This window comes from Streptomyces sp. NPDC053474 (assembly GCF_044544845.1).
Taxonomy (GTDB): Bacteria; Actinomycetota; Actinomycetes; order Streptomycetales; family Streptomycetaceae; genus Streptomyces.
Map to the genome: position 1 here is coordinate 215,780 of NZ_JBITXV010000016.1, position 24,338 is coordinate 240,117.

23 protein-coding genes and 1 pseudogene are annotated in these 24,338 nt (G+C 73.0%); 9 read left to right on the plus strand and 15 right to left on the minus strand.

Annotation, left to right across the window (positions count from 1 at the left end; all coding sequences use genetic code 11):
• Positions 1–76: 76 nt before the first annotated feature.
• The 7 genes from ACIG3E_RS32280 to ACIG3E_RS32310 all read right to left on the minus strand — a co-directional run bounded on the left by ACIG3E_RS32280 (position 77) and on the right by ACIG3E_RS32310 (position 7,538).
• Entirely contained in the window at positions 77–1,369 is a 1,293-nt protein-coding gene (locus ACIG3E_RS32280) for a cytochrome P450 (RefSeq protein WP_399623106.1), read from the minus strand.
• Between the two features lie 28 nt (positions 1,370–1,397).
• Positions 1,398–1,961, minus strand: coding sequence for an NADPH-dependent FMN reductase (locus tag ACIG3E_RS32285; protein WP_399623107.1), 564 nt, complete (start codon positions 1,959–1,961; stop codon positions 1,398–1,400).
• A gap of 85 nt (positions 1,962–2,046) precedes the next feature.
• The gene (locus tag ACIG3E_RS32290) at positions 2,047–3,060 is read right to left on the minus strand and encodes a Gfo/Idh/MocA family protein (RefSeq protein WP_399623108.1); all 1,014 of its coding nucleotides are present in this window, start codon (positions 3,058–3,060) and stop codon (positions 2,047–2,049) included.
• Between the two features lie 17 nt (positions 3,061–3,077).
• A complete protein-coding gene (locus tag ACIG3E_RS32295) occupies positions 3,078–4,088 on the minus strand; it encodes a Gfo/Idh/MocA family protein (protein ID WP_399623109.1) in 1,011 nt (336 codons plus the stop codon).
• A gap of 186 nt (positions 4,089–4,274) precedes the next feature.
• On the minus strand, positions 4,275–5,495 hold the full coding sequence (gene glgC, locus ACIG3E_RS32300) for a glucose-1-phosphate adenylyltransferase (RefSeq protein ID WP_399623110.1): 1,221 nt from the start codon (positions 5,493–5,495) through the stop codon (positions 4,275–4,277).
• 82 nt (positions 5,496–5,577) lie between these two features.
• The gene (glgA, locus tag ACIG3E_RS32305) at positions 5,578–6,750 is read right to left on the minus strand and encodes a glycogen synthase (RefSeq protein ID WP_399623111.1); all 1,173 of its coding nucleotides are present in this window, start codon (positions 6,748–6,750) and stop codon (positions 5,578–5,580) included.
• A 38-nt stretch (positions 6,751–6,788) separates the two neighbouring features.
• Entirely contained in the window at positions 6,789–7,538 is a 750-nt protein-coding gene (locus ACIG3E_RS32310) for a (2Fe-2S)-binding protein (RefSeq protein WP_399623112.1), read from the minus strand.
• Between the two features lie 239 nt (positions 7,539–7,777).
• On the opposite strand from ACIG3E_RS32310, the gene ACIG3E_RS32315 reads away from it, so the two are divergent.
• The gene (locus ACIG3E_RS32315) at positions 7,778–8,965 is read left to right on the plus strand and encodes a DMT family transporter (protein WP_399623113.1); all 1,188 of its coding nucleotides are present in this window, start codon (positions 7,778–7,780) and stop codon (positions 8,963–8,965) included.
• A gap of 22 nt (positions 8,966–8,987) precedes the next feature.
• Here ACIG3E_RS32315 and ACIG3E_RS32320 read toward each other — a convergent pair whose 3' ends face one another.
• Together ACIG3E_RS32320 and ACIG3E_RS32325 are read right to left on the minus strand one after the other, a co-directional pair.
• Complete coding sequence (locus ACIG3E_RS32320) at positions 8,988–10,277, minus strand: transglycosylase family protein (protein WP_399623114.1); 1,290 nt, start codon at positions 10,275–10,277, stop codon at positions 8,988–8,990.
• A 120-nt stretch (positions 10,278–10,397) separates the two neighbouring features.
• Positions 10,398–11,369, minus strand: coding sequence for an acetylxylan esterase (locus tag ACIG3E_RS32325; protein ID WP_399623115.1), 972 nt, complete (start codon positions 11,367–11,369; stop codon positions 10,398–10,400).
• Positions 11,370–11,542: 173 nt separating this feature from the next.
• Between ACIG3E_RS32325 and gndA the strand changes: the two genes are divergently transcribed.
• Positions 11,543–12,982, plus strand: a complete 1,440-nt coding sequence (gndA, locus tag ACIG3E_RS32330; protein WP_399623116.1) for an NADP-dependent phosphogluconate dehydrogenase — start codon at positions 11,543–11,545, stop codon at positions 12,980–12,982.
• Positions 12,983–12,985: 3 nt separating this feature from the next.
• On the opposite strand, the gene ACIG3E_RS32335 is transcribed toward gndA, so the two are convergent.
• From ACIG3E_RS32335 to ACIG3E_RS32360, 6 genes and pseudogenes are all read right to left on the minus strand, one after another.
• Positions 12,986–13,189, minus strand: coding sequence for a hypothetical protein (locus ACIG3E_RS32335; protein WP_242726876.1), 204 nt, complete (start codon positions 13,187–13,189; stop codon positions 12,986–12,988).
• A 136-nt stretch (positions 13,190–13,325) separates the two neighbouring features.
• Positions 13,326–13,982 (minus strand): aspartate/glutamate racemase family protein, encoded by a 657-nt coding sequence (locus ACIG3E_RS32340; protein WP_399623117.1) that lies wholly within the window; start codon positions 13,980–13,982, stop codon positions 13,326–13,328.
• Positions 13,976–14,335 (minus strand): GNAT family N-acetyltransferase, encoded by a 360-nt coding sequence (locus ACIG3E_RS32345; RefSeq protein WP_399623118.1) that lies wholly within the window; start codon positions 14,333–14,335, stop codon positions 13,976–13,978. Before ACIG3E_RS32345 ends, ACIG3E_RS32340 begins: the two co-directional genes overlap by 7 nt.
• 39 nt (positions 14,336–14,374) lie before the next feature.
• Positions 14,375–14,800 (minus strand): aspartate 1-decarboxylase, encoded by a 426-nt coding sequence (gene panD / locus ACIG3E_RS32350; protein ID WP_366791691.1) that lies wholly within the window; start codon positions 14,798–14,800, stop codon positions 14,375–14,377.
• Between the two features lie 410 nt (positions 14,801–15,210).
• Positions 15,211–15,519, minus strand: a pseudogene (locus tag ACIG3E_RS32355) (serine hydrolase); the annotation flags it as partial.
• 502 nt (positions 15,520–16,021) lie between these two features.
• The gene (locus ACIG3E_RS32360) at positions 16,022–17,050 is read right to left on the minus strand and encodes an Lrp/AsnC family transcriptional regulator (RefSeq protein WP_399623119.1); all 1,029 of its coding nucleotides are present in this window, start codon (positions 17,048–17,050) and stop codon (positions 16,022–16,024) included.
• 154 nt (positions 17,051–17,204) lie between these two features.
• Between ACIG3E_RS32360 and ACIG3E_RS32365 the strand changes: the two genes are divergently transcribed.
• The 7 genes from ACIG3E_RS32365 (at position 17,205) to ACIG3E_RS32395 (ending at position 24,314) form a co-directional block, all read left to right on the plus strand.
• Entirely contained in the window at positions 17,205–18,389 is a 1,185-nt protein-coding gene (locus ACIG3E_RS32365; RefSeq protein ID WP_399623120.1) for a M20 family metallopeptidase, read from the plus strand.
• Between the two features lie 20 nt (positions 18,390–18,409).
• Positions 18,410–18,745: a nuclear transport factor 2 family protein gene (locus tag ACIG3E_RS32370; RefSeq protein WP_399623121.1), complete on the plus strand. Its 336-nt coding sequence runs from the start codon at positions 18,410–18,412 to the stop codon at positions 18,743–18,745.
• A 331-nt stretch (positions 18,746–19,076) separates the two neighbouring features.
• Positions 19,077–19,670, plus strand: a complete 594-nt coding sequence (locus tag ACIG3E_RS32375) for a sigma-70 family RNA polymerase sigma factor (protein ID WP_399623122.1) — start codon at positions 19,077–19,079, stop codon at positions 19,668–19,670.
• Positions 19,667–20,302 carry a hypothetical protein gene (locus tag ACIG3E_RS32380; protein WP_399623123.1) on the plus strand — a complete coding sequence of 212 codons (636 nt, stop codon included), beginning with the start codon at positions 19,667–19,669 and terminating at the stop codon, positions 20,300–20,302. Before ACIG3E_RS32375 ends, ACIG3E_RS32380 begins: the two co-directional genes overlap by 4 nt.
• A 105-nt stretch (positions 20,303–20,407) precedes the next feature.
• On the plus strand, positions 20,408–21,991 hold the full coding sequence (locus ACIG3E_RS32385; RefSeq protein ID WP_399623124.1) for a hypothetical protein: 1,584 nt from the start codon (positions 20,408–20,410) through the stop codon (positions 21,989–21,991).
• Positions 21,992–22,007: 16 nt separating this feature from the next.
• Entirely contained in the window at positions 22,008–22,739 is a 732-nt protein-coding gene (locus tag ACIG3E_RS32390; protein ID WP_399623125.1) for a DUF1775 domain-containing protein, read from the plus strand.
• A 174-nt stretch (positions 22,740–22,913) separates the two neighbouring features.
• A complete protein-coding gene (locus tag ACIG3E_RS32395; protein WP_399623126.1) occupies positions 22,914–24,314 on the plus strand; it encodes a helix-turn-helix domain-containing protein in 1,401 nt (466 codons plus the stop codon).
• Positions 24,315–24,338 lie beyond the last annotated feature (24 nt).

The window sequence follows — 24,338 nt, forward strand, 5'->3', positions numbered from 1 at the left end:
GGCCCCAGTGAGCACTCCTCAACCTGGTAAGTTTCCCCGCCGCACCGGCATCGCGCGGGCTCTTCGGGGGGGGCGGCTACGCGCCGGGGGCGTCCCAGGTCACGGGCAGGCTGTGCAGGCCGTAGACGGCCATCTTCTCGCGCAGCGGCACCTCGTGGGCCGGGACGGCCAGGCGCAGCCCCGGCAGACGCCGCAGGAGTTCGGGGAAGGCGATGGTCATCTCGCTGCGGGCCAGCTGCTGGCCGATGCACTGGTGGATGCCGTGGCCGAAGGCGAGATGGGTCCGGCGCGGGCGGCTCACGTCGAGGGCTGCCGGGGTGTCGTAGTGGCGCGGGTCCCGGTTCGCCTCGGACACCGAGATGATGACCAGGGACTCCGCGGGGATGGTACGGCCCCCGATCTCGACGTCCTCGGTGGTGGTGCGCAGCAGCCCGTGGTGGACGATGGACAGATAGCGCAGGAGTTCCTCGACGGCCCCGTCCATGAGTTCGGGGTGTGCGCGCAGGGCTCCGAGCTGTTCGGGGTGTTCGAGGAGGGCGAAGGTGCCGAGGGACAGCATGTTCGCGGTCGTCTCGTGGCCGCCGACGAGCAGCAGGTTGGCCATGCCGACGACTTCCTCGTCGGTGAGCGCCGGTTCGGTGCCGGAGTGGATGAGCCCGGACAGCATGTCGTCGGTGGGGGTGGCGCGCTTGCGCCGCACCTGGCCGAGGATGAACGTCCGCAGTTCGTCGAGGGCGGCGAGCTGCTTCTCGAACGGGATGTCCAGGTTGAGCAGTTCCTCGGTGCGGGCCTGGAACTCCCCGCGCTCCTCGTAGGCGACGCCGAGCAGTTCGCAGATCACCAGGGACGGCACCGCGAGGGCGAAGTCCTGCACGAGGTCGGCGCTGTTCCCCGCGGCGAGCATCGCGTCGATGCGCTCGGTGACGATTTCCAGGATGCGCGGTTCGAGCCCGCGCACCCGGCGGAGCGTGAACTCCCGGGTCAGCAGCCTGCGGTAGCGGGTGTGGTCGGGCGGGTCCAGGGCGATGAAGTTGCCCGCGACCGCCTCGTCGGCCATGAGCTGGGCGCGCAGCTCCTTGGGCAGCTTCACGACCAGCGGGTTGCGCAGCCGGTCGGAGCTGAGCCGGGGGTCGGTGAGCAGCTTGCGGCTCTCCTCGTACCCGGTGACGAGCCAGCCGGTGCTGCCGTCGGTCAGGGCGATCTGCCGCACCTCGCCCTCGTCGTGGTGGTCGCGGAGCAGGGGCGGCGGGTCGAACGGGCAGCTGCCGCGTTCGGTGAAGCCGGGCGGAAAGGGCAAGCGGTAGACGGACGGGGTGGTGTCGGCGGGCGGGGCGGGCTCGGTGGTGGGCTCCGCGGTCGGCGTGCTCATCGGTGGTCCTCCTTGCGCGTGCGGTGCTTCAGGCGTGGCGCAGTGGTGCGAGCGTGCGGGTCCGGGTCATCAGTTCGGTGAGCATTCGCTGGAGCACGGCGTCGTGGCGTGCGGCGGGGGTGAAGGTCTCGTACCGCTCGAAGTCGGTCAACAGCGACAGGTTGACCTGCGTGTACACGGGCGAGAGCTGGACCGCGGCGGCGATGGCGCGCAGGTGCTCGACGGCCCGCACGCCGTTGGCGCTCGCGCCGTAGCCGACGAAACCGGCCGCCTTGTTGTTCCACTCGTTGTAGACGAAGTCGATGGCGTTCTTGAGCGCGGCCGGGATCGACCAGTTGTACTCGGGGGTGACGAAGACGTACCCGTCGAGTTCGGCGATCTTGCTGCTCCAGGCGCGGGTGTGGGCGTGCGCGTAGTCGCCCATGCGCGGGGACCGCGGCTCATCGAAGAGCGGCAGGTCGTAGTCGGCGAGGTCGACGAGCTCGAAGTCCGCCTCGCCGTGGGTGCGGGCGGCCTTCTCGACCCACTGGGCGACCTGGGGGCCGACGCGGCCGGGCCGGGTGGTGCCGAGGATGATCCCGATCCTTGTCATGCGCGTCTCCCTGTCACGGCGAAGGGGTGCGGGGCGTGTGCGCCCCTCACCCCTTCGCCGAGGTTGAAGGTACCGAGCGGGTCCGCTACGGCCGGGCGGGCTCGGGGACGGCCACGTCGACGGGGCGGCCCGTGCGCGCCGACTCGTAGGCTGCCCTGATCACCCGCAGGGTACGCACGCCGGTCGCGCCGTCGGGACCGGCCCAGTGGCCCGTGCCGACCGAGGTGACGAAGGCGTCGAGGACGGCCGCGCAGGGGTCGGCCCCGCCCGTGGTCCAGCGCTCGCGGCCGGTGGCGGAGTCGAACCCGCCGAGCAGCTTCGGGCGGGCGGTGAACTCGACGCTGCCCCGTTCGCCGACGAAGGTCAGGGTGGGGCCGCCGCCTGCCGGGTCCGTCGGCGGGCTCCAGCTGCCGTCGAGGGCCGCGACCGTGCCGTCCGCGTAGCGCACGGTGAGCAGGGCCGTGCTCTCGACGTCCGCCTCGCCGCTGAGGACGCTGTTGGACTGGGCGTAGACCTGGACCGCGGGGGTGCCGTCGAGCACCGTGTCCACCAGGTCGAGCAGGACGCCCGTGTGGGTGCGCAGGGCGCCGCCCGCCTCCGGTGCGGCGGGGCCGTGGTAGGCCCCGTGGACGGTGGTGAGCGGGCCGATGGCCGCGCCGTCGGCGAGCTGGCGGCGCACGGCGGCGAATGCCGGGCCGCAGCAGTCCGGTGCCACGAGGGCGAGGCGCACCCCGGCGTCCGCGCAGGCGCGCGCCATGGCGTCGGCGTCGGCCTCGGTGGCCGCGAGGGGTTGTTCGCACAGGACGTGGGCGCCGATCTCGGCGGCCCGCTCGACCAGTTCCCGGCGGCGGGCGACCTCGCTCGTGACGACCACGGCGTCGGGGCGCAGCGCGAACGCCTTGTCCCAGCTGCCCGCGTACGCGGCGTCGAGGCGGCGGGCGGCGGCCGGGCCCCGGCCCTGCTCGTCCGGCGGCCCTTCGGGGTCCGCGACGAGCAGGTCGACGCCGGGCGTGGCGCGCAGCAGCCGGGCGTACGTCGCGGCGCGCTCGTGGGCGAACGACAGGACGGCGACCTTCACGCGGCCTCCTTCGGGCTTCATGCGGCCTCCTTCAGGCTTCACGCGGCCTCTTTCCCGGGCAGGTCCACGGCCCGGCCCGTCCAGGCGGATTCGGCGGCGGCCTGGGTGACGCGGACGGCGGCCAGGGCGTCCCCGGGGCCGAGGCGGGGCTCGGGGCCGCCCAGGAAGGCCTGGGAGAACTCGCGGATCTCGGCGAGGAACGGCGACTCGCCGTGCGCCCCGAAGGCCGCGGCGTCACCGCTGAACACCCTGATCTCCTGGGGCCATTCGGAGTCGTGGAGCACCGTGCCGCCGGTGCCCGAGACGTGGTAGGCGACGCGGATGGGCGGCTGCGGCGTGGCCGTCCAGCGGCTGACGACCCGGCTGAGGGCGCCGCTCGCGTGGGTGAGGACGGCGGTGCCGACCGCGAAGGCGCCCTCAGGGGCCGGTGCGGCGATCTCGCCCTGGTAGTGGGCGTGCACCCGGACGACGTCCCCGAAGATCCAGTGGGCGATGTCGACGCCGTGCAGCATCTGGTCGGTGAGGATCCCGCCCGACCGCGCGGAGGCGTGGCCGGTCCAGGGCCGCGGGTGGTATCCGGCGACGTCGAAGCGGGCGACGGCGCCCGCGCCGAGCCCGCCCGCCGCGACCAGGTCGTGGAGCCGGGCGAACGCCGGGGCGAAGCGCGCGTTGTGGGTCGGGCAGAGCCGCACCCCGGCCCGCTCCGCCGCGGCGACGATCTCCTCGGCCTCCTCGACGCCGGCGGCCAGCGGCTTCTCGCACACCACGCCGACGCCCGCGGCGATGGCGGCCATGGCGATCTCGTGGTGGCTGTGCGTCGGGGAGCAGATGTCGACGACGTCCGCGCCGTCGAGCGCCTCGTCCAGGGTGGCGACGGCCCGGGCGCCGAACTCGCTTGCCAGGTCCGGGGCGCGGCCGTCCGTGGAGTGCACGCGGACGGCCGCTCCCGTACGGGTCCAGGCGTCGAGGTGCAGCCGGGCGATCAGGCCCGCGCCGATCAGGGCCACCTCTAACCGCCGCGCGGCGTCACCGGCTCTTGTGTCCGTCAAGTGAGGTCCTTCGGGTGGAGTGCTGCCGTGGCGGGCCGCCCGACGGCGTCCGTCGCGGCACGGCCGCCGACGCGCCTGCGGGCTGGAGTCCGCCTGCGGGCTGGAGTCCGCCCAGTCTCGCCCGCGCCGCCCGCCGGGACCATCACCAGCGTGGGTAGTCTCCGCCCGGCCCGTAGCCCCGGCCGCTCACTCCGGTACGCACTGCCCCTTGCCGAGGGCGATGACCCCGGCGCGCGAGACCGTGTACAGCTCCGCGTCCCGCTCGGGGTTCACGCCGATGGTGGCGCCGGGCGGGACGTCCACGTTCTTGTCCAGGACGGCGCCGCGCACCACCGCGCCCCGGCCGACGCGGACGTTGTCGTGCAGGACCGAGCCCTGGACGACCGCGCCCTCCTCGACCGTGACGCCGGGCGAGAGCACGGACCGCGTGACCTGGCCGCGGATGACGCAGCCGGGGCTGACGACGGACTCCCCCGCGATGCCGCCCGCGCAGAACTTGGCGGGCGGGAGCTGGCCGGGGTGGGTGTAGATGGGCCAGCTGCGGTTGTCGAGGTTGAACACGGGCTGGTCGGAGATCAGGTCCATGTGCGCCTCGTAGTAGGCGTCGAGGGTGCCGACGTCACGCCAGTAGCCGTGGTCCCGGGCGGTCTCCCCCGGCACGTGGTTGTCGTCGAAGTCGTACACCTGGGCGAGGCCGCGCTCGGTGAGCATGGGCAGGATGGAGCCGCCCATGTCGTGCGCGGAGTCCTCGTCCTCGGCGTCCTGCCGCAGGGCGTCCACGAGGGCCTTGGTGGTGAAGACGTAGTTGCCCATGGAGGCGTACACCTGGTGCGGGGCGCCCGGGAGCCCCGGCGGGTCCTGCGGCTTCTCCAGGAAGCGCTCCACGAGCGTGCCGTCGCGCGCCGGGGTGATGACGCCGAACTGCCGGGCCTGGGCGCGCGGCACCCGGATCCCGGCGACGGTGACGCCCGCGCCGGACTCGATGTGCTGCTCCAGCATCTGCCGGGGGTCCATGCGGTACACGTGGTCGGCGCCGAACACCGCGACGTAGTGGGGCTGTTCGTCGTGGACGAGGTTCAGGGACTGCAGGATCGCGTCCGCGCTGCCCAAATACCAGCGGGGCCCGAGGCGCTGCTGGGCGGGGACGGGGGTGACGTAGTTGCCGAGCAGGCTCGACATGCGCCAGGTGGTGGACACGTGCCGGTCCAGGGAGTGCGACTTGTACTGCGTGAGGACGCAGATGCGCAGGATGTCGCCGTTGACGAGGTTGGAGAGCACGAAGTCGACGAGGCGGTACGTGCCCCCGAAGGTCACCGCCGGTTTCGCGCGGTCGGCGGTGAGCGGCATCAGCCGCTTGCCCGCGCCGCCCGCGAGGACGATCCCAAGCACCGAAGCCCCGCCGCGCATCGCCGCCCCCTCCGCCGCCCTGTGGGTCCGGGCCGCCGCTCCTTGGGGGCGCGGGCGCGCCCCGTGGTGTCCGTGTGCCCCGCTACGTTGCCTTGAGTACGTCCTCGTACACCTCGACCGTGCGCCGTGCCACCGCGTCCCAGCCGAACTCGCGGCAGGCCCGGTAGCGTCCGGCCGCGCCCATGGCCGCGGCGCGGCGCGGGTCGGCGGACAGATGGTTCAGGAGCAGGCCGAGGTCGTGCTCGAAGCGCTCCTCGTCGTGCCGGTCGTAGGGCACGAGGAGTCCCGTCGTGCCGTCCGCGACGACCTCCGGGATGCCGCCGACGCGCGAGGCGACGACGGCCGTGCCGCAGGCCATGGCTTCCAGATTGACGATGCCGAGCGGTTCGTACACCGAGGGGCACACGAACACCGCCGCGTGGCTGAGGAGTTGGACGACCTCGGGGCGCGGCAGCATGCGCGGGATCCAGTGGACGCCGTCGCGGGCGCGGCTCAGCTCCGCGAACAGGGCGCGGAACTCCCGGTCGATCTCCGGGGTGTCGGGCGCGCCCGCGCACAGCACCAGCTGGACGCCGGGCTCCAGCTGCCGGGCCGCGCGCAGCAGCTGGGGCACGCCCTTCTGGCGCGTGATGCGGCCGACGAACAGGACGTACGGGCGGCCGGGGTCGATGCCGTGCCGGGCGAGGGCGCTGGTGCCCGGGTCGGGGCGGTACAGCTCGGTGTCGATGCCGTTGTGGACGACGCGCACCTTCGCGGGGTCGACGGCCGGATAGCAGGCGAGGATGTCCTCGCGCATGGCGCCGGAGACGGCGATGACGGCGTCGGCGGCCTCGACGGCGGTGCGCTCCGCCCAGCTGGACACGGCGTACCCGCCGCCCAGTTGCTCGGCCTTCCAGGGGCGCAGCGGCTCCAGCGAGTGGGAGGTCAGGACGTGCGGGATGCCGTGCAGGAGCTTGCCGACGTGACCGGCGAGGTTGGCGTACCAGGTGTGGGTGTGGACGAGGTCGCGGCCGCCGAGGGCGGCCGCCATGGTGAGGTCGACGGACAGGGTGCGCAGCGCGTCGTTGGCGGTGTCGAGGGCGCTCCACGCACGGTGGCGCACGGCTCCGTCGGCGCTGTGGTCGGCGTCGGTGCCCCAGCAGTGGACGTCGAGGTCGGTCAGGGCGCGCAGCTCACGGGCGAGGAACTCGACGTGGACACCCGCGCCGCCGTAGACGTCCGGCGGGTACTCGCGGGTGAGCAGTCCCACTTTCACGAGCGGAGCCCCCCCGTCGTCGGCCGACCCTCTCATGGTCACCCAGCGGGCGCCCCGAGGGAAGACCGCTGCGGCGGCCGGTCGAAGCAGCAGTCGCCGCACAGGCCGCCGTTCGGGCAGCGGTAGTACAGGCAGCAGCTGCGGCGCCGGAAGGCGGTGCCGTCCAGGGTGCCGGTGGCGCGCAGCTCCGGGGTGGCGAAGAGCTCGGCGGCCAGGGCGAGCGCCCGCCGCCCGGCGTCGGGGCGGCCGGTGCGCTCCGCCCAGGCGTGCAGTTCGCGGGCCGCGCCCGCGAGGGCCGAGCCCGCGTTGCCGCGCAGGAGCGCCGGGGAGATCCGGTAGCGGGCGCGCAGGGCCTTGGCGAGCGGCGCCAGGTGGCCGTCGAGGACGACCTCCCGCAGGCGCGCGGCGTCGGCCGGGAACGTGCGGTCGCCGCTGAGCCACAGGTCGTCCGGGGAGCTGCCGTCGGCGTCCCAGCGCAGCAGGCGCGGGTCGAGGTCGGGCACCCGCCCGTACAGGGCGGCCGGGCCGAGCGCGAGGGACCACAGGCGGGCGGCGAGGCCGAGGTGGGCGATGGAGGCCGCGACGCGGGGTTCGGGCGCGGCGAGCCGGGCGGCGACCTTGGTGACGCGGAAGGACAGCGGGTCACCCTCCGTGACTCCCCTGCCGATCTCGTACACGCGTGCGACCATGGGGAGTGTCCGCTCCGGCGGCTCCCCCGTCCGCAGGGCGAAGAAGCCGCCGACGGATCCGACCACGTCCCAGGCGATGTCAGGGCTGCGAGCTGTCACCGCAGCAGTACATCAGAAGCCCCCGGCCCCGCGGGTAACCAGACCTGGGGAGGACATACGGGAGGTCGTACTCCATCGGTAGTAGGACGGATTGACTGCTCAGGGACGACGACGTGCCGCGCTCCGCGCGACATTGTGGTGAACATGGAAGCCGACCGCACGCAGCACCCGACGTACCGGACGTCAGGGCACGACCCGTACCGGGACGACCGGTGCTGCCTTCCCCCGCGGAGCGCCTCATGAGTGCCCTCGCGCTGTCCGTCCTGCTCTCCCTCGTCTCCGCCGTGGCGTACGCGGGCGGGGCGATCCTCCAGGAGCGGGTGGCCGCGAAGGCCTCGCAGCACGAGTACGCGCCGCTGCGCCGCGGCGCGTGGTGGATCGCGGTGGTCCTGAACGGCCTCGGCGGGCTGCTGCACGTCGTGGCGCTCGCCTACGGGCCGCTCAGCCTGGTGCAGCCCCTGGGCGCCCTGACGATCGTGTTCGCGCTGCCGATGGCGGCGCTGTTCGTGCGGCGCAGGGCCGGGGCCACCGCCTGGCGCGGCGCCCTCATGGCGACGCTGGGCCTCGCAGGCCTGCTCTCGCTGACGCAGGCCGCCGACTCCCGGTCCCTGGCCGACGCGGAGCGCGTGGTGCTCGCGCTCGGCACCGGCGGGGCCGTGGTCTGCCTGATGCTGCTCGCGCACGCGGTGCACCGGCACCCGGCGGTGCGCAGCGTCCTGCTCGCCACGGCGGCGGGCATCGCCTTCGGCATCTCCTCGGTGTTCACGAAGACGGTCGCGGTGGACTGGGACGCCCAGGAGCCGCTGACCCGGCAGGTGCCCAGCCTCGCGGTGATCGCGGTCCTCGCGGTGGCCGGACTGCTCCTGTCGCAGGCCTCCTACCGGGGCGCGGGCCTCGCGGCGCCGCTGTCCACGGTGACGGTGGTGAACCCGGTGATAGCGGCCGCGGTCGGCCTCACCCTGTTCGGAGAATCCTTCCGCTATGGAGCCGTGGGTACGGCGGTGGCGCTGACCTGCGGTGTCATCGCCGCGGGCGGGTTGATCCTGCTGACCACGGAGCGCATCGGGGCCGAGGCGACGACGGCCGCGGACTCCTCGTCGGCCTCGGTGCGCGACGCGTCGGCCTCGGTGTGCGAGGACGCCGCACCGGCCGCGCCCCGCGCCGAGCTGTCCCCCGGGCCGCTGACACGTGGCCTCCCCGGGGCCGCGCCCGTGCCGCCGGAGCAGGCCGCCACGGTCACCGAGCAGCGCGTGCCGGACCACGACGAGCGCCCGGGGACCGACGCGGCCAGTCGGCCCCGGCCGGGCGAACAGGCCGCGCCGGAGCAGTCGTTCCTGCCCGAGGGCCTGACCGGGCTCGCGGGCCTGCCCTTGCAGCCGGTGCTGCAGACGTTCCCGCGCGCGGACGCCAGAGCGGGCCACGCGTAGCGACCCCGCGTACCGGCCTGCCTCAGATGCGCACGCCGCGCGCCCGCAGATACGCCAGCGGGTCGACGTCCGAGCCGAAGCCGGGGCCCGTGCGGATCTCGAAGTGCAGATGCGGGCCCGAGCTGTTGCCGGTCGAGCCGGAGCGGCCGATGCGCTGTCCCGGCACGACCCGCTGCCCGGCTTTCACCGAGAGCGCCGACATGTGGCCGTACTGCGAGTACTTGCCGTCGGTGTGGCGGATGACGACCTGGTAGCCGTAGGAGCCGCCCCAGCCGGACTGGACGACCGTGCCCGCGGCGACGGCCTGCACCGACGTGCCCGTGGGCACGGGGAAGTCGACGCCCGTGTGGTAGCCCTTCGACCAGGAGCTGCCGGACGCGCGGTAGGGCGTGCCGATCGACGCGGCGACGGGCACGGTGGCCCCCGACTGCGCCGAGGTGGCCGGTTTGGCCTTCTGCCGCGGCGCCGTGTCCCGCTTCGGCGCGGGTCTGGCCTGCTTCCGCTCCTGGTGCTTGGGCTGCGGGTGCGCGCGCTGCTTCTCGGGAGCGCGCGCGGGGCGCTCCGGCGGCTTCCTGCGCTCGGGCGGGCGCGCGGGCCGCTTCTCCTTGCCGTCCGCGCCGCGCAGCGAGAGCCGCTGGCCCGGGGTGATGAGGTCCGGGTCGTCGCCGATGGTGCGGCGGTTGTTCTGGTACAGCTGCGGCCAGCCGCCGCGGACGTGGCGCTCGCCCGCGATGCCGGAGAGGGTGTCGCCGTGCACGACCGTGTACATCCGGGCGGTGCCCGCCGCGGACTGCGGGGTCACCTCGGGCTTGACGTCCTTGACGGTGCGCTGGGGCGGCCGCGGCGCGGCGCGCCCGCCCTCGGCCCTCGCGTCGTTCGCCGTGCCCGTGCGCTTCTCGGGTGCCGTGGCGGGCTTGACGTCCGGGGTGTCGCCGCCCCGGGTCAGGCCCGCCCGCACCGAGCACACGGGCCAGGCGCCGGGGCCCTGCCCGTCGAGGACCTTCTCGGCCACGGCGATCTGCTGGTCCTTGGTGGCGAGGTCGGCGCGCGGCGCGTAGGCCGTGCCGCCGTAGGCCTCCCAGGTGGACCGGGTGAACTGCAGGCCGCCGAAGAAGCCGTTGCCGGTGTTGATGCTCCAGTTGTTCGTGGACTCGCAGGCGGCGACCTTGTTCCAGGTGTCGACGTCCGCCGCGTGGCCCGTGCCGGCGGTCACCAGGGGCAGGGCGATGCCCGCGCCGCTCGCCGTGACGGTGAGCGAGGCACGGTTGATCCGGCTCGGCTGGTACCGGCGGTGCCGGCCTCGTAAGGCCATGGAAGCCCCCTCAGACACGCGTTGTACGCGAGGTCACACGTCAGCCACAGGACAGGGCGCAAGCTAGCCGGTCCGCCGTCGGTGTGACAAGAGTGCGGCGCCGAGAGGGCGTTGAACTGGTCAGTTCCTCAAATACCCCGGAAGCCACCGGAGTTGCACATCATGGAAGAAGACGCCCCCGCCCTCGTGGTCGTTGAAGCGGTAGACCTCCATCGACCGCTCGCTGCCCGCGTAGGCGTTGAAGGCGGCGAAGACCGTCGACGGCGGGCACGTCTCGTCCTCCAGGGCGGTCGAGAACAGCGCGGGCGCCCGGCCGCGCGCCGCGAAGTGCACGCCGTCGAAGTACGCGAGCGTGCCGAACACCCGGTCCTCGCTCCCCCGGTGCGCCCGCAGATAGAGGCCGATCTCCTGGTACGGGTGCCGGGCGGTCAGCGTCGCCGCCCGCGGGAAGTCGCACAGGAACGGCACGTTCGGGGAGATCGCGGCGAGGTCCGGCACGAGCCCGCCGACGGCGAGCGTGATGCCGCCGCCCTGGCTGTCGCCGACCGCGGCCACGCGCGCGGCGTCCACCAGCGGATGCGCGCGCACCGCCTCCACGGCGCGTACGGCATCGGTGAAGACCCGGCGGTAGTAGTACGCGTGCGGGTCCTCGACCCCGCGCGTCAGGAAGCCCGGATACGCCGGGGCGCTCCCCACGGGGTCGGGGGTGTCGCCCACCGAATGGGTGCTGCCCTGGCCGCGCGTGTCCATGATGAAGTGCGCGAACCCGGCCGCCGACCACAGCAGCCGCTCGTGCGGCAGGCCGCGCCCGCCGCCGTACCCGATGTACTCGACCACGGCGGGCAGCGGCTCGCGCGCCCCGGCCGGGAGGAGCAGCCAGCCCTTCACGGGGTGTCCGCCGAAGCCCGCGAAGGTCACGTCGAAGACGTCGACCGAGGCGAGCGGTGTGTCCACGGGCTCGAACCGGGCGTCCAGGTCGTGTTCCCGGGTGGTCGCGAGGGTCTTCTCCCAGAAGGCGTCGAAGTCCTCCGGTTCCGGCAGGTCCGGGCGGTACTGACGCAGTTGGTCGAGCGGCAGGTCGAAATGGGGCACGGGCGGCTCCTCCTTCGGGCACGGTGTCCAAGGTCACGGTACGCCGCGGAGTGATACTGACGGGCGAACGCGTTACCTACGACACATGCGTCACCTGTGGCCTGCCCGGCGGGTCAGGTGGTGCGCCGGACGGTCGCGGTACTTCGGATCTCCAGGAACCCAGGAGCTAGCACATGAGCAGTTCAGCGCAGATCGGCGTCACGGGTCTCGCGGTGATGGGGCGCAACCTCGCCCGGAACTTCGCCCGCAACGGCTTCACGGTCGCCGTGCACAACCGCACCGCGGCCAAGGCCCGCGCGCTCGTCGACGAGTTCGGCGACGAGGGGGAGTTCGTCTACACGGAGACCGCGAAGGAATTCGTCGCGGCCCTGGAGCGCCCGCGCCGCCTCGTCGTCATGGTGAAGGCGGGCGAGCCGACGGACGCCGTCATCAAGGAGTTCGCGCCGCTGCTCGAACCGGGCGACATGATCGTGGACGGCGGCAACGCGCACTTCGCGGACACCCGCCGCCGCGAGCGCGAACTGCGCGAGCTCGGCATCCACTTCGTCGGCGCCGGCGTCTCCGGCGGCGAGGAGGGCGCGCTCAACGGCCCGAGCATCATGCCCGGCGGCTCCGCCCAGTCGTACGCGGCGCTCGGCCCGATGCTGGAGAAGATCTCCGCGAAGGCCGCCGACGGCAGCCCCTGCACCGCGCACATCGGCCCGGACGGCGCGGGCCACTTCGTGAAGATGGTGCACAACGGCATCGAGTACGCGGACATGCAGCTGATCGCCGAGGCGTACCAGCTGCTCCGCGAGGTCGCGGGCTACTCCCCCGCCGAGATCGCCGACATCTTCCGCACCTGGAACCGGGGGCGGCTCGACTCCTATCTGATCGAGATCACCGCCGAGGTCCTGGCGCACGTGGACGCCGCGACGGGCAAGCCGTTCGTGGACGTCGTGGCGGACCAGGCCGAGCAGAAGGGCACCGGGCGCTGGACCGTGCAGATCGCGCTCGACCTGGGCGTGCCGGTGTCGGGCATCGCGGAGGCGGTGTTCGCCCGCTCCGTCTCGGGCCACACGGACCTGCGCGCCGCCTCGCGCGGCCTCGCGGGCCCGGCCGCCGAGCCGCTGTCCAAGGAGGCGGCGGCGGCCTTCGCGGACCGCGTCGAGCAGGCGCTGTACGCCTCGAAGATCGTGTCGTACACGCAGGGCTTCCACGAGATCGCGGCGGGCAGCGCGGAGTACGGCTGGGACATCGACCTGGGCGCGGTCGCCTCGATCTGGCGCGGCGGCTGCATCATCCGGGCGGCGTTCCTCGACCGCATCCGCGCCGCGTACGACGCGCGCGCCGACCTGCCAAGCCTCCTCGCCGACGAGGGCTTCGCGCGCGAGATCGGCGCGGCGCAGGACGACTGGCGCGCCGTGCTCGTCGCCGCGACCACGCAGGGCGTGCCCGCGCCGGGCTTCGCCGCGGCCCTCGCCTACTACGACGCGCTGCGCGCGGAGCGGCTGCCCGCCGCGCTCACGCAGGGGCAGCGGGACTACTTCGGCGCGCACACCTACCGCCGGACGGACCGCGAGGGCTCGTTCCACACGCTGTGGGGCGGCGACCGCTCCGAGGTCGAGGCGTAGCGCCTACCGGCTCATCGGCTCGGGCGTCGGGTCCGGCTCCGGTACGGGGTCCGGGCCCGGCGGCTTCGGCACCGGGGACGGCGGGGGCTGCGGCACGGGCACCGGGCCCGGGGCGGGCCCCGGGTCGGGCGGCGGCGCGGGCACCGGGTCGGGCCGCGGTCCTGGCGTGGGCCCCGGCGGGACGGGGTCGGGGAACGGGCTGGTCATGGTTCCTCCCGTACGTCTCGTGCGAGCGCGGGGCGGTCGGCCCCGCGGAGCGGAGGCACGTCGGCCGGTTCCACTCTCTCCCGCCTCGCGTGCCCCCGCGCGCCGAGTCCACGCATCCCGGCGGCGCGCGCGTCCCCTAGGTGCCCGGCCGCCCGCACAGCGCGGCGGCGGCCCGCAGCCCGGGGCGCGGGCTCGCGAGGACCGGCACCCGGACGGCACAGCGCGCGGCGGCGGCCGCCATCGAGGCCTGGGCGAGCACGACGACATCGGCGCCGTCGGCGGCCACCCGCTCGACGGCAGTGGCGATCAGACCCACGTATCCGTCCTGGTCCCCGGCCTCGAAGCGCTCCCACGCGCCGTCCACCACGACGGTACGCACGTCGGTGGGGCGCGCGGCCCGTTCGGCCTCCTCCTCCAGGAGGGCGACGGTGGGCGCCAGCGTGCTGGCGACCGTGGCGAGGACCGTGACCGCCGGGCCCGCCGCGACGGCGGCGGCCGCCATGGGCCGGTCGACGCGCAGCACGGGCACGCCGAGCGCGGCGGCGCGGGCCTCGGCGACGCCGCCGATCGTGGAGCAGGTGCACAGCACGGCGCCCGCGCCGTCGGCGACGGCCCGCTCCAGGACCGCCCCGAGCTGGTCCGCGACGGCCTCGGGGCCCTCCTGGCGGGCGCGGTCGAGCAGCCCCTCGTGCACGAGGTGGCGCAGCGCGAGGCCCGGGTGCTCCTCGTCCCGCAGCGCGTCGAAGACCGGCACGTGGACGGGCGAGGTGTGCAGGAGCGCGAGGGTCACCATGTCGACGGGTCCTGTTCGACCTTGGCGAGCGCGGCCTCGACGAGCGCGGCGGCGGGCGCCGGGGCCCGGTGCCGCTCGGCCCACTTGGCGACGTACGGGCACAGCGGCACGACCGCGCGGCCCTCGCGGGCCGCGAGCGCGTACACCTCCGTGGCCAGGGCGCTCGCGATGCCGCGGCCCTCGTGGGCGGGCGGCACCTCGGTGTGCACGGGCACGAGCGCGGGCTCGGGCACGGCCAGGGTGAAGTAGACGATCTGCCCGACCGTGCGCCCGTCCTCCTCGGCGAGCAGGACGCCGCGCGCCCGGTCGTCCCGGATCCCGTACGGCCGCCCGGCCGCCTCGGTGTCACTCATCGCCCCTGCTCCTCGCCGCGCCGACCCATCGGACAGGCCCTAGGCGCGCGCCACCGCCTGCGGCGAGCGTGCCATGTCGGCGGCGCCCGGCACCGGTGCGGCGGCGTCGTCACCGAGGGCCACGACGCGATTGCCCTCGTCGACGTGCACGACCCGCGGCCGCAGCGCCCGGGCCTCGGCGTCGTCGACCTGGGCGTAGCTGATGATGATCACCTTATCGCCGGGGTGCACGAGGTGCGCGGCCGCGCCGTTGATCCCGATGACACCACTGCCGCGCTCGCCCTCGATGGTGTACGTCTCCAGGCGGGCGCCATTGGTGACGTCGACGATGTGCACGAGCTCCCCGGGCAGCAGGTCCGCCGCCTCCAGGAGGTCGGCGTCGATGGTGACGGAGCCGACGTAGTGCAGGTCGGCCTGGGTCACGGTGGCACGGTGGATCTTGCTCTTGAACATGGTACGCAACATGATCAACTAGCCATTCATGCAGGTAGGGCGCGTGACGGCCCTAGAACGGGTCAGCACGAGTCCCCGGGTCAGCCTCGGGGCTCGCGAGAGAAAGAGTCCCATGGCGAGCACCGTCCTCGCACGCGGCATGTGCGGCTACTTCAAGAACTGCTCCTGCTCCAGGCCCGCGGGGAGCTGGGAAGCCTCACGTCCACGGAGTACACAGAGAAGTGGATCTCCCGCAGACGAAAGACCACGGACCACTCAACCGGTGACGGCATGCGGAGCATGCTCAAGACCCGCGTCTCCCCGGCCCTCGGGCCTCGGGCCTCGGTAGACGCACAGCTTCACATCCCTGGTCCTTGAACACTTCGTCGAAGGCATGGAGGTGGACAAGAGTCGGTCGCGGCCACCAGGGCGACGCGTTCCGTTCAGGAACTCAGCCGTCTGCTGGGCTGTGGGCGGGGAACCATCGCTCCCCATCGATTCTCCTTCCTGGTGGCAGCCGCGGGGGTGGCCGCGCGGAGGTCGGTTTCGCCGGCGGCGGGGAAGTAGGTGTGGCGCAGGCCGATGCGCTTGATGATGCGCCGGCCTCCCTGCCGGGCGAGGGGACGGTGGGTGGCCTGTTCGATGATGAGTCCTTCCGGGACGTCGTTGGTGTTGTTGTACTCCCCTGCGTTTCCGGGCGCGAAGTGGTTCTTCTGCTTGAGGGCGAGGCCGAGGAGTTCGCGAGGCGGGGAGGTGCGGACCTGGTCGCCGAGGGCACCGACGTGACTCGGCGCCGTGGCCCCGGTCGCGGTCGGCGACCCCGGCGGTGAAGTGCTGGGTGCGGCCGTGACGCTCCTTCACCGCGGCAAGGGCGGCAGGTCCGCCACCAGCACGTCGATATCCTGAACGGCGTTGTGCGGGCCTGAGGCCTCACAGAGGTAGGCGCGGGTGCCGGGGCGAACGCGGATGCGGGCCGCGCCGGTGCACAGACCGTCAGTGCCACGGTGGCCGCCGTCGCGACGACCGGCGCGACCTTCCTCCGATCGCTGTGCCGACGCGGGGAGAAAGGCGCCCGCTGCCTTGTCCGCTCACGCTAGCCGTCTCCTGGCGTCGGGGTACCGGCGGTATCTGCCGGGATCAACATGGCCTCGCCGCCTGCCCGAAACGATCAGGTGAGCCACCCTCCCAGGGGTGGGGCCTTCCCCGGCCCCGCCCCGGTCTTTCGGGCACGGGGACGGTACGGGGCACCGGCTTTCAGGAGGCGGGGTTGCGCCAGATGTCCATCGGGACGGCGCGTACCGCGCGGCCGTCCGTGTCCAGGATTCGTCCCATGCGCTTGATGGTGCGCAGTGAGACGCGGCGCTGGGCGATGTGGAGGTCGGGGTAGGTGCGGGTGAGCGCGGCTTCCATTCGTTGGCTGTCGGCGAGGGTGCGCAGCCACAGGGAGAAGCAGAGGTTGCGGGGGCCGGTGACAGCGGCGCACAGCCGGACTTCGGGGAGTTTGGCGAGCTGGGGGCCGATCTCGTCGAGCCGGTCCGGCGGCACGACGGCCTCGTAGGACGCCAGAACCGGGCGTCCGGCGTCGCGGGCGGCGATCTCGCAGCGGAACCGGATGGTGTCACAGGCGGCCATGCGGTCGAGGCGGCGGCGCACCGTGGAGGGGCTGAGCCCGGTGGCGTCGGCCAGCTCGGCCTGGTCACGGCGGCCGTCGATGCCCAGTTGGATGAGCAGGGCCCGGTCCGCTTCGCGGACTTGGGAGTGCTGTGTGTAGCCGCCGGGGTGTTTGCCGTGCAGGTCGTTTCGCTGGGAGGGCTCCAGGGAGTCCAGGCGCCAGCGGACGCCCTCGGTGTAGAAGCCGGTCGCCAGGCGTACGCGCACTGAGCTGACCCCGGGGAGTCCGCCGAGCCGGTCGGTGGAGTACCGGGAGAGCAGCGCCAGGTCGGTGAAGGCCGCGGTGACGAACAGGTCACCACCCTGGGCGAAGTGTTCGACGGTCAGCACGTGCGGCTCCTCGGCCAGCGTGTCGGCGATCCGCCAGAGCCGGCCAGGGACGCAATCGACGTCGAGGAACGCGACGCACCCGGAGTCCACAGGGCTTGGCAGCCCGTAGGCGGTCACCCAGGCGACCCCGGCGTCCGCGAGACGACGCCAGCGACGGGCCGCGGTGACCGGACTGATTCCCAGGGTCTGGCCGAGCAGCGACCACGGGGCACGGGGCTGCAACTGGAGCGCGTGCACCAGCGCGAGATCCAACTCGTCGGCTTCCGACCCCGCACCCGTCATCGCCGCTCCCTGGCGGATTCATGCATCAAGCTGCCCCTTCTTGACGTGATCCTGCGAAATCTCTGGTCCTTCGTGCAGACAGACACACAATCGCCGAACACGTTCGCACAGCACACGGTCCCGATCACCACCGGGGCCGATGAGAGGTATCAGCATGTCCCTGTATGACGACGCCATTGCGCTGGCCCCCGACCTGGTCCGGCTCCGCCATGACCTCCACCGCTTCCCTGAGGTGGGTCTCGAACTACCGCGCACCCAGGAGCGGGTGCTGGCGGCGCTGGACGGCCTGCCCCTGGAAGTGCGCCAGGGTACGGGCCTGAGCTCGGTCACCGCGGTGCTGCGCGGCGGCCGTCCGGGGCCCGTGGTCCTGCTGCGCGGCGACATGGATGCCCTGCCCGTCGTGGAGAAGGCACCACTGCCGTACGCCTCCGCGAACGGCGCCATGCACGCCTGCGGCCACGACCTGCACACCACCATGCTCGCCGGCGCGGCCCGGCTGCTGGCGGCGCGGCGCGAGCAGCTCCACGGCGACGTGGTGTTCATGTTCCAGCCAGGAGAGGAGGGATGGGATGGCGCCGGCGCCATGCTGGCCGAAGGCGTACTGGACGCGGCGGGGCGGCGCCCGGTCGCCGCCTACGCGGTACACGTGGCGTCATCCATGCCACACGGGCGGTTCACCTCCCGGCGCGGCCCGATCCTCGCCGCTTCCGGTGCGCTGAACGTCCGTGTGCACGGGGCGGGCGGCCATGGTGCTGCACCGCACAGCGCCAAGGACCCCATTCCGGCGGCCTGTGAGATGGTCACCTCCCTGCAGACCATGGTGACCCGTCGCTTCGACGTGTTCGACCCCGTGGTGATCACCGTGGGGTCCTTCCATGCGGGGGCCCAGCGCAACGTGATCCCCGAGACCGCCTCGTTCGCAGCGACAGTACGCAGCTTCTCCGCAGCCGCGCAGGACCGGGTCGCCGACGCCGCGGTCCGACTCGTGCGGGGCATCGCGCAGGCCCACGGCCTGCGGGCCGAGGTCGAGTACGTTCCCCAGTACCCGGTCACCGAGACCGACGGGGCCGAGACCGACTTTCTGGCGGAGACCGCGCGCGAGGTCTTCGGTGAAGAGCGGTTCGCCGCGATGCCCAACCCACTGACCGGGGCTGAGGACTTCTCCCGCGTACTCGCCACCGTGCCCGGCTCGTTCGTGTGGCTCGGCGCCGCCCCCAAGGGGGCGAACTGGGAGGTCCTGCCGCCCAACCACTCGCCCCATGCCCGGTTCGACGACGCGGTCCTCGCCGACGGCGCCGCGCTCTACGCAGAACTCGCCACCCGCCGCCTCGCGGCCTGAACCACAGAGCGGACACGCACATGACCGACCTGACCGAACCCCGCGCAGTGGTCGACCGGCAGCTCGCCGCCTACAACGCCCACGACATCGACGCCTTCACCGCCACCTACACCGAGGACGTCGTCATCCACCAGCGCGACGGCAGCGAACTGCGGGGCCGTGAAATCCTGCGGGAACGGTACGAGGGCCAGTTCGCCAGGGCCCGCTGCCGGGCGGAGATCGTGGGACGGCTCACCGAGGGCGACTGGGTGGTGGACCATGAAATCGCCCACGGCCTCGGAGAGGGGCCGCTGCGCGTGCTGGTGGCCTACCACCTACGCGATGGGCTCATCGACCGCGTCGACTTCCTCAGCTGATCAAGCTCATGGGCACCGTGCGCGAACTGAACGATCCCGTCCTCCGCGGCCCCACGTAATCGCACGTGACGGAGCCAGTCGTGGAGTTGCGCAGCAGGCTCCGCACCGTCCGGGCCGCGCGCCCAAGCCTTCAACACGCGCCTACCGCACCGTCTCTCCGACCAGGTCGGTCACTTCCGTCTCCTATGCCGCCCGTCGTGGACGGTTCACGAAAGGGCAGCCACACCATGTGGTGCAGGTCACTCCATCTCGCGTCAACACTGCCGCCTTCGCCCCCGTATCCCCTCGCGCAATCACGCGTGGTGAGATTCGGAGGAAGCCGGATGAGTGGGTGGCAGGCCGGGAACGGCAGGCGTTCATAGTGGGCGTCCGCGTGTGGCGCGCCCGGCGGAAGGCAGAGGAAGCGTCCTTCGGCAGTGAGAAGGACGTACGGGCCGCCTACACCGAGTACGGGGGCGAGCTTCTGGGTTTCGCGCACAGTGCGCTCGGTGACCACCAGTTGGCCGAAGAGGTGGTCCAGGAGGTTTTCCTGCGGGCCTGGCGCGCCTCGAGCTCCTTCGACAGCAGCCGCGGAAGCATGCGGACCTGGCTGTACGCCATCGCCCGGAACGCGGTCGTCGATGCCCGGCGGCGCCGGGCGGTCCGGCCGCCCGCGGCCCCCGCCGAGGACGCGGGACGGGAGAAGGCGGACGCGGACGTCGACCCGTACGACCAGTTACTGGCACGGATAGAGCTGCGCGAGGCCCTGGACCGTCTGCGCCGCGAGCACCGGGAAGTGGTCGTCGAGGTGTACTTCCTGGGCCGGAGCTGTGCTGACGTGGCCGGTGAACTCGGCATCCCGGCCTCCAGCGTCCGCAGTCGCCTGTACCACGGCATCCGCGCGCTGCGCGGCATCCTCGACGAGAACGGATGGCTGGCACCATGAACGACTTCTGCCTCGCGATCCGCGAGGAAGCCACAGAACTCCTGCTCCTGGGCAAGCCGCTGCCGGCTCCGCTCGCCCGCCATGTGGCGTCGTGTGAGGGATGCGCCCAGGAAACGGAAGGAGTGCGCCGGGTGGTGCGCACCTTCGAGCGGGCTGACTCCCTCCGCGTCCCGTCCGCCCTCCCCGAGCCCGGCAGGACGACTGCCGTCGACCCGGCACGGACGTGCAGGCCGGTACGCCGCCGGATGGCGGCCGGAATCGCGTCCTTGGCACTGGCCGCCTGCGCGGCCTTCGTGACCGTCGTGACGGCCACCGGCAGTGACACCCGCGCCTCCGTCGCCTCCGTCCATGTCGCACAGGCCGGCGAGATGACCGCGCATCCCTGGGGCACCGAGATCCCGGTATCGCTGTCCGGGCTGGAGGCGGGCATCACCTACCGGTTGATGACGGGCAACGCCAGTGGCGAGCGGGTTCAGGCCGGCAGCGTGCGGGCGAGCGGGCAGCGCGGAGCCCCGCTGCGCGTGCACATGACTACTGCCATGAGTAAGGACGCCATCACCACGCTGTACGTTCAGGACGCCGACGGACGCTTCGTCGCCCGGGCCCCCGCGGGGCCGCGTCACAGGACCTGACACGGGGCGGCATCGTCCCGCCCCGCCCCCGTCTGTCAGGGGCCGGTTGTCCGCCGGCCCCTCCTTCAACGCACCCACAGGTGCACCTTATGTGGAGGTTCGTCAGTGTTTTCGATCAGAAGGATCGCCGGTACCACCGCGGTGCTGACCGGCATCGGCGCCACGGTCCTCGGGGCGGTGAGCCTCGCACAGGCCCAACCGTCCCACCCCGCATCCGGCCGACCGGGCGAGGTGAAGACCACCGCGGGTGACGCCCCATCAGTCAACGTGCCCCTATCGGGCCGTGACCGCGTATACACCGCCGACCAGACCTCCAACACGGTCACGGTCATTGACCCGTCCGCCAACAGGACACTCGGCACGATCCCCCTCGGAGCCCAGCGCCTGGGCGCCACGCTCAGCCCGCAGTACACCGGCAACGTGGGCGTGCATGGTCTGGCCTTCTCCCGTGACCACAAACGCCTCGGAGTGGTGAGCGTCACCAGCAACACCGTCGACATCATCGACACGGCCACCAACAAGGTGATCAACGAGACCGACGTCGGCCGCGCCGCGCACGAGGGCACCTTCACCGCGGACGGCAAACAGTTCTGGGTGGCCGACCGCGGACGCGACACCGTCACGGTCGTCGACGCGGTGCGCGGAGGCGTCGTCACCCGCATCAAGGTCGGCCCCGGCCCGTCCAAAGTGCTTCTCAGCCCGGACGGCAGGGCCGCCTACATCAACCACGTCAGCGCACCCGAGATCACCGTGGTCGACGTGCGCACCCACAAGATCCGCCACACCGTCAAGGGCCTCGGGGACGCCTTCTCCTCCGACGCGGCGATCTCGCCCGACGGCACGGAGCTGTGGGCATCGCACAAACGCGCGGGCCTGACCAGCGTCATCGATCTCCGGCACCGCAAGGTCACGGCCGTACTCAAGTCCGGACCGGACACCAACCACCCCAACTTCGCCCGCACGGAGAACGGCTCGTTCGCCTATCTGACCGTGGGCGGTCTCGACCAGACCCTCGTCTACCGCCGCACCCCGGGCGGCACGCCGCAGTTGGTGACCCGGATCCACCACACCGGGCACGCCCCGCACGGCATGTGGCCCAGCGGGGACGGCACCCGCATGTACGTGGGCTTGGAGAAGTCCGACGCGGTCGACGTCATCAACACCGCGACCAACAAGGTGACCGACACGATAGGCGTCGGCAAGGAACCCCAGGCCCTGGTCTACGTACCCGACGCGGCGCCCACCGGATCCGCGGCCAACCTCGGCCGCCAGGGCCTCGGAGAAGCACCCCGCAACGTGCCCACCACCCTGCCCGATGGAACGGCGGGCGAGCCCATGCGGCCCGGTCACAAGGGACGCCGCCTCGAAGCCACGGTCCGGCGCGTCAGCGGACTCGGCATGATCCAGCTCCAGGCCCGCGACCTGCGACCGACCACCACCTACCAGGCGTACGCGGTCCAGAAGAACGGCGGCAGGACGCCGCTGCTGTCCTTCACCACGGACTCCTCGGGCAACGCCGCCCAGGTCCTGGCCTTCGCCGACTTCACCGGCGTGAGCGTCTCCCTCAGGTCCGAAGGCAAGGCCACCGCGCAGACCCTGGCCCGGATGTCGGCCGCGGCCGCCTCCCCGCACCACGGCTCGGACAGCGCTGTCGAGGCCGCCGACCTTCTGTACTGCGACTGCTGCTGAAAGGCCCCACGCCACCATGACACGCACACCTCGCACGCGCCCCAGCCGTCGCGCACACCGGGCGACCGCCGCACTGGTGACGGCCGCGGGAACACTCCTCCTGCTCACGGGGACCGCCTCTGCGCACGTCCGGGTGTTCTCCGAGGGCGCCAAGGAGGGAAGCCCGGCCACACTGCGGTTCCGGGTCCCCTCCGAGAAAGCGGACACCACCACCGTACGCGTCGACGTCGCCCTCCCCACCGGGGTCACGTCCACCGGTGCGCCACCGACACCTGGATGGACACGTAAGGAAGTCCCCGCCGCTGAGGGCGGGGCGGCCCACGTCGTGTGGACCGCCACGGCAGGCCACGAGCTCAAGCCCGACGAACACCGCTACTTCGACGTACGGGTGGGGCCGCTTCCGAAGAGGTCGAGCATCGCCTTCGAGGTGGCCCAGACGTACGCGGACGGCACCGTGGCGAGATGGAACCAAGAACCCACCGGCGGCAAGGAGCCGGATTTCCCGGCACCCGTACTGGTCCTCGACGCCACCGCCGCCAAGGCCGAGCAAGCCCGAGGGCACATGACGCCGCGGCCGACACCGACTCGAACGACCACTCCTGCTCCGCAGACGGCTGCCGAGGACGACAGGTCGGGCGTGGCGCCATGGCTTCCCTGGACCGGGGCGGGCATCGCTGTCCTGGGCGCGGGTGCCGTGGTGGTAGCACGCCGCAGGACGGCTCGCGACACGAACAGGCCCCACCCGTAGTTCCTGGCCGGGCCGTTTCGCGGGGCGAGGGCGGTGGACGCCCAGCCCCTTGGCCATCAGGCGGGCACTGAAGGTGTCATATCCCCTGGCCCATAAGGGTGTTGGAAGAATCAACCTCACCTGCCACACTGGCCCCAGGGGGAGCCCGGTCGGGGAGGGGCCATGTCCGTCGGTATGTCAGAGGCGGTTGACCCGGGGTGGGCGGAGTTCGGGCGGCGGTTGCGGTTCCACCGGCGGCGGGCCGGGCTCACGCAGTTGCAGCTCGGCCGGAGGGTGGGCTATCACCACAGCTTCATCAGCAGGCTGGAGAGCGGGCTGCGGGAGCCGCCCTTCGACCTGGTGAGCAGACTCGACGCGGTTCTGGAGACCGGTGGGCAGCTCGCCACGGCCATCGCCACGCCGCGCGAGGCCCGGTGCGTGCCGGGCCACTTCCTGACGGCGCCCACGCTGTTCTCGCCGATCCCGGGGGCGGACGCCCCCGGCGCCGAGGTCCCCCTCACCGCCCAGCACTGGCCCGCGCGGCTACCCGCCGAGGGGCTGGCCTGTCCGCTGCACGGGACGGTGGGCTGCGCGACGCCCGACCGGAGTTCGGTGACGGACCTCCTGAACGGGCTGACCGGGCCCTACGGCCGCGCCGGTGAGGCGGTCGGCGCGGAGGTGGAGCTGCTGCACGGCCTCACCGCGGTGCTCGCCTGTCTGATCCGCGAGGCGTTCGTGCAGGTCACCGACGCCTGCGTGACCACGGTGGAGCGGCTGCTCCGCGGCGTGGCCCGCTGGGCCGAGGCGGTCAACTCCACGGGGCGGCTTCCGTACGGCCAGCTGCGCCTCGCCGCGCAGTACGCCCAGATCTCCGGGCGGCTGCGGATGGAGCGGGGCCAGAGCGGTGTCGCCATGGCCTGGTTCGGGCACGGCCTGCGCTGGGCGGACGCGGCCCAGGACGCCGAGGCCCGGGCGACCCTCCTCAGCGACATGTGCACCCTCGTCAGGCTGGACGGCGACGCCGCTTCGATGCTCGTGTACGCGGAGGCCATCGGCGCGGTGGACACCAAGCGGCGCTGGATGGCGACCCTGGCGGACCTGTACCAGGCGCGGGCGTACGCGCTGAGCCACGATGCCGACGCGTGCCGACGGCACGTCTCGATGGCCCGGCGCAGATTCGCCCGCCTCGACGACCGGGACCGCCTGGAGGCGCCCTGGCTCTCGGGCGCCGAAGGGGTGCTGCGCCTGGAGTCGGCGATCGGCGGCGCGCTGCGCGACCTCGCGGTGATGACGGACGACCGGGCGGTGGCCCGGCGCGCGATCGAGGCCACCGCCCGGTCGTACGCGCTGCTCCCGCCCCTGCGGCACACCACGCGCCTGCTGCTCACCCTGCGCCTCGCGGACAGCTGGGCGTGCGCCGGTGACCCCGTCGCGGCGGTCGCCCTGGCCCGGCCCGTCCTGAAGGAGGCGGTGTGCGCGCGCGAGTTGATGATCACCGCCGAGTTGCGCGGCCTGCACAGCCGACTGACCGGGCGCTGGGGCGACCTGCCGGAGGTCCGGGAGTACCGCGAGCGGCTGCGGAGCCTGTCGGAGTGAGGCGGCGCCGGGCCCGGCGCGCTT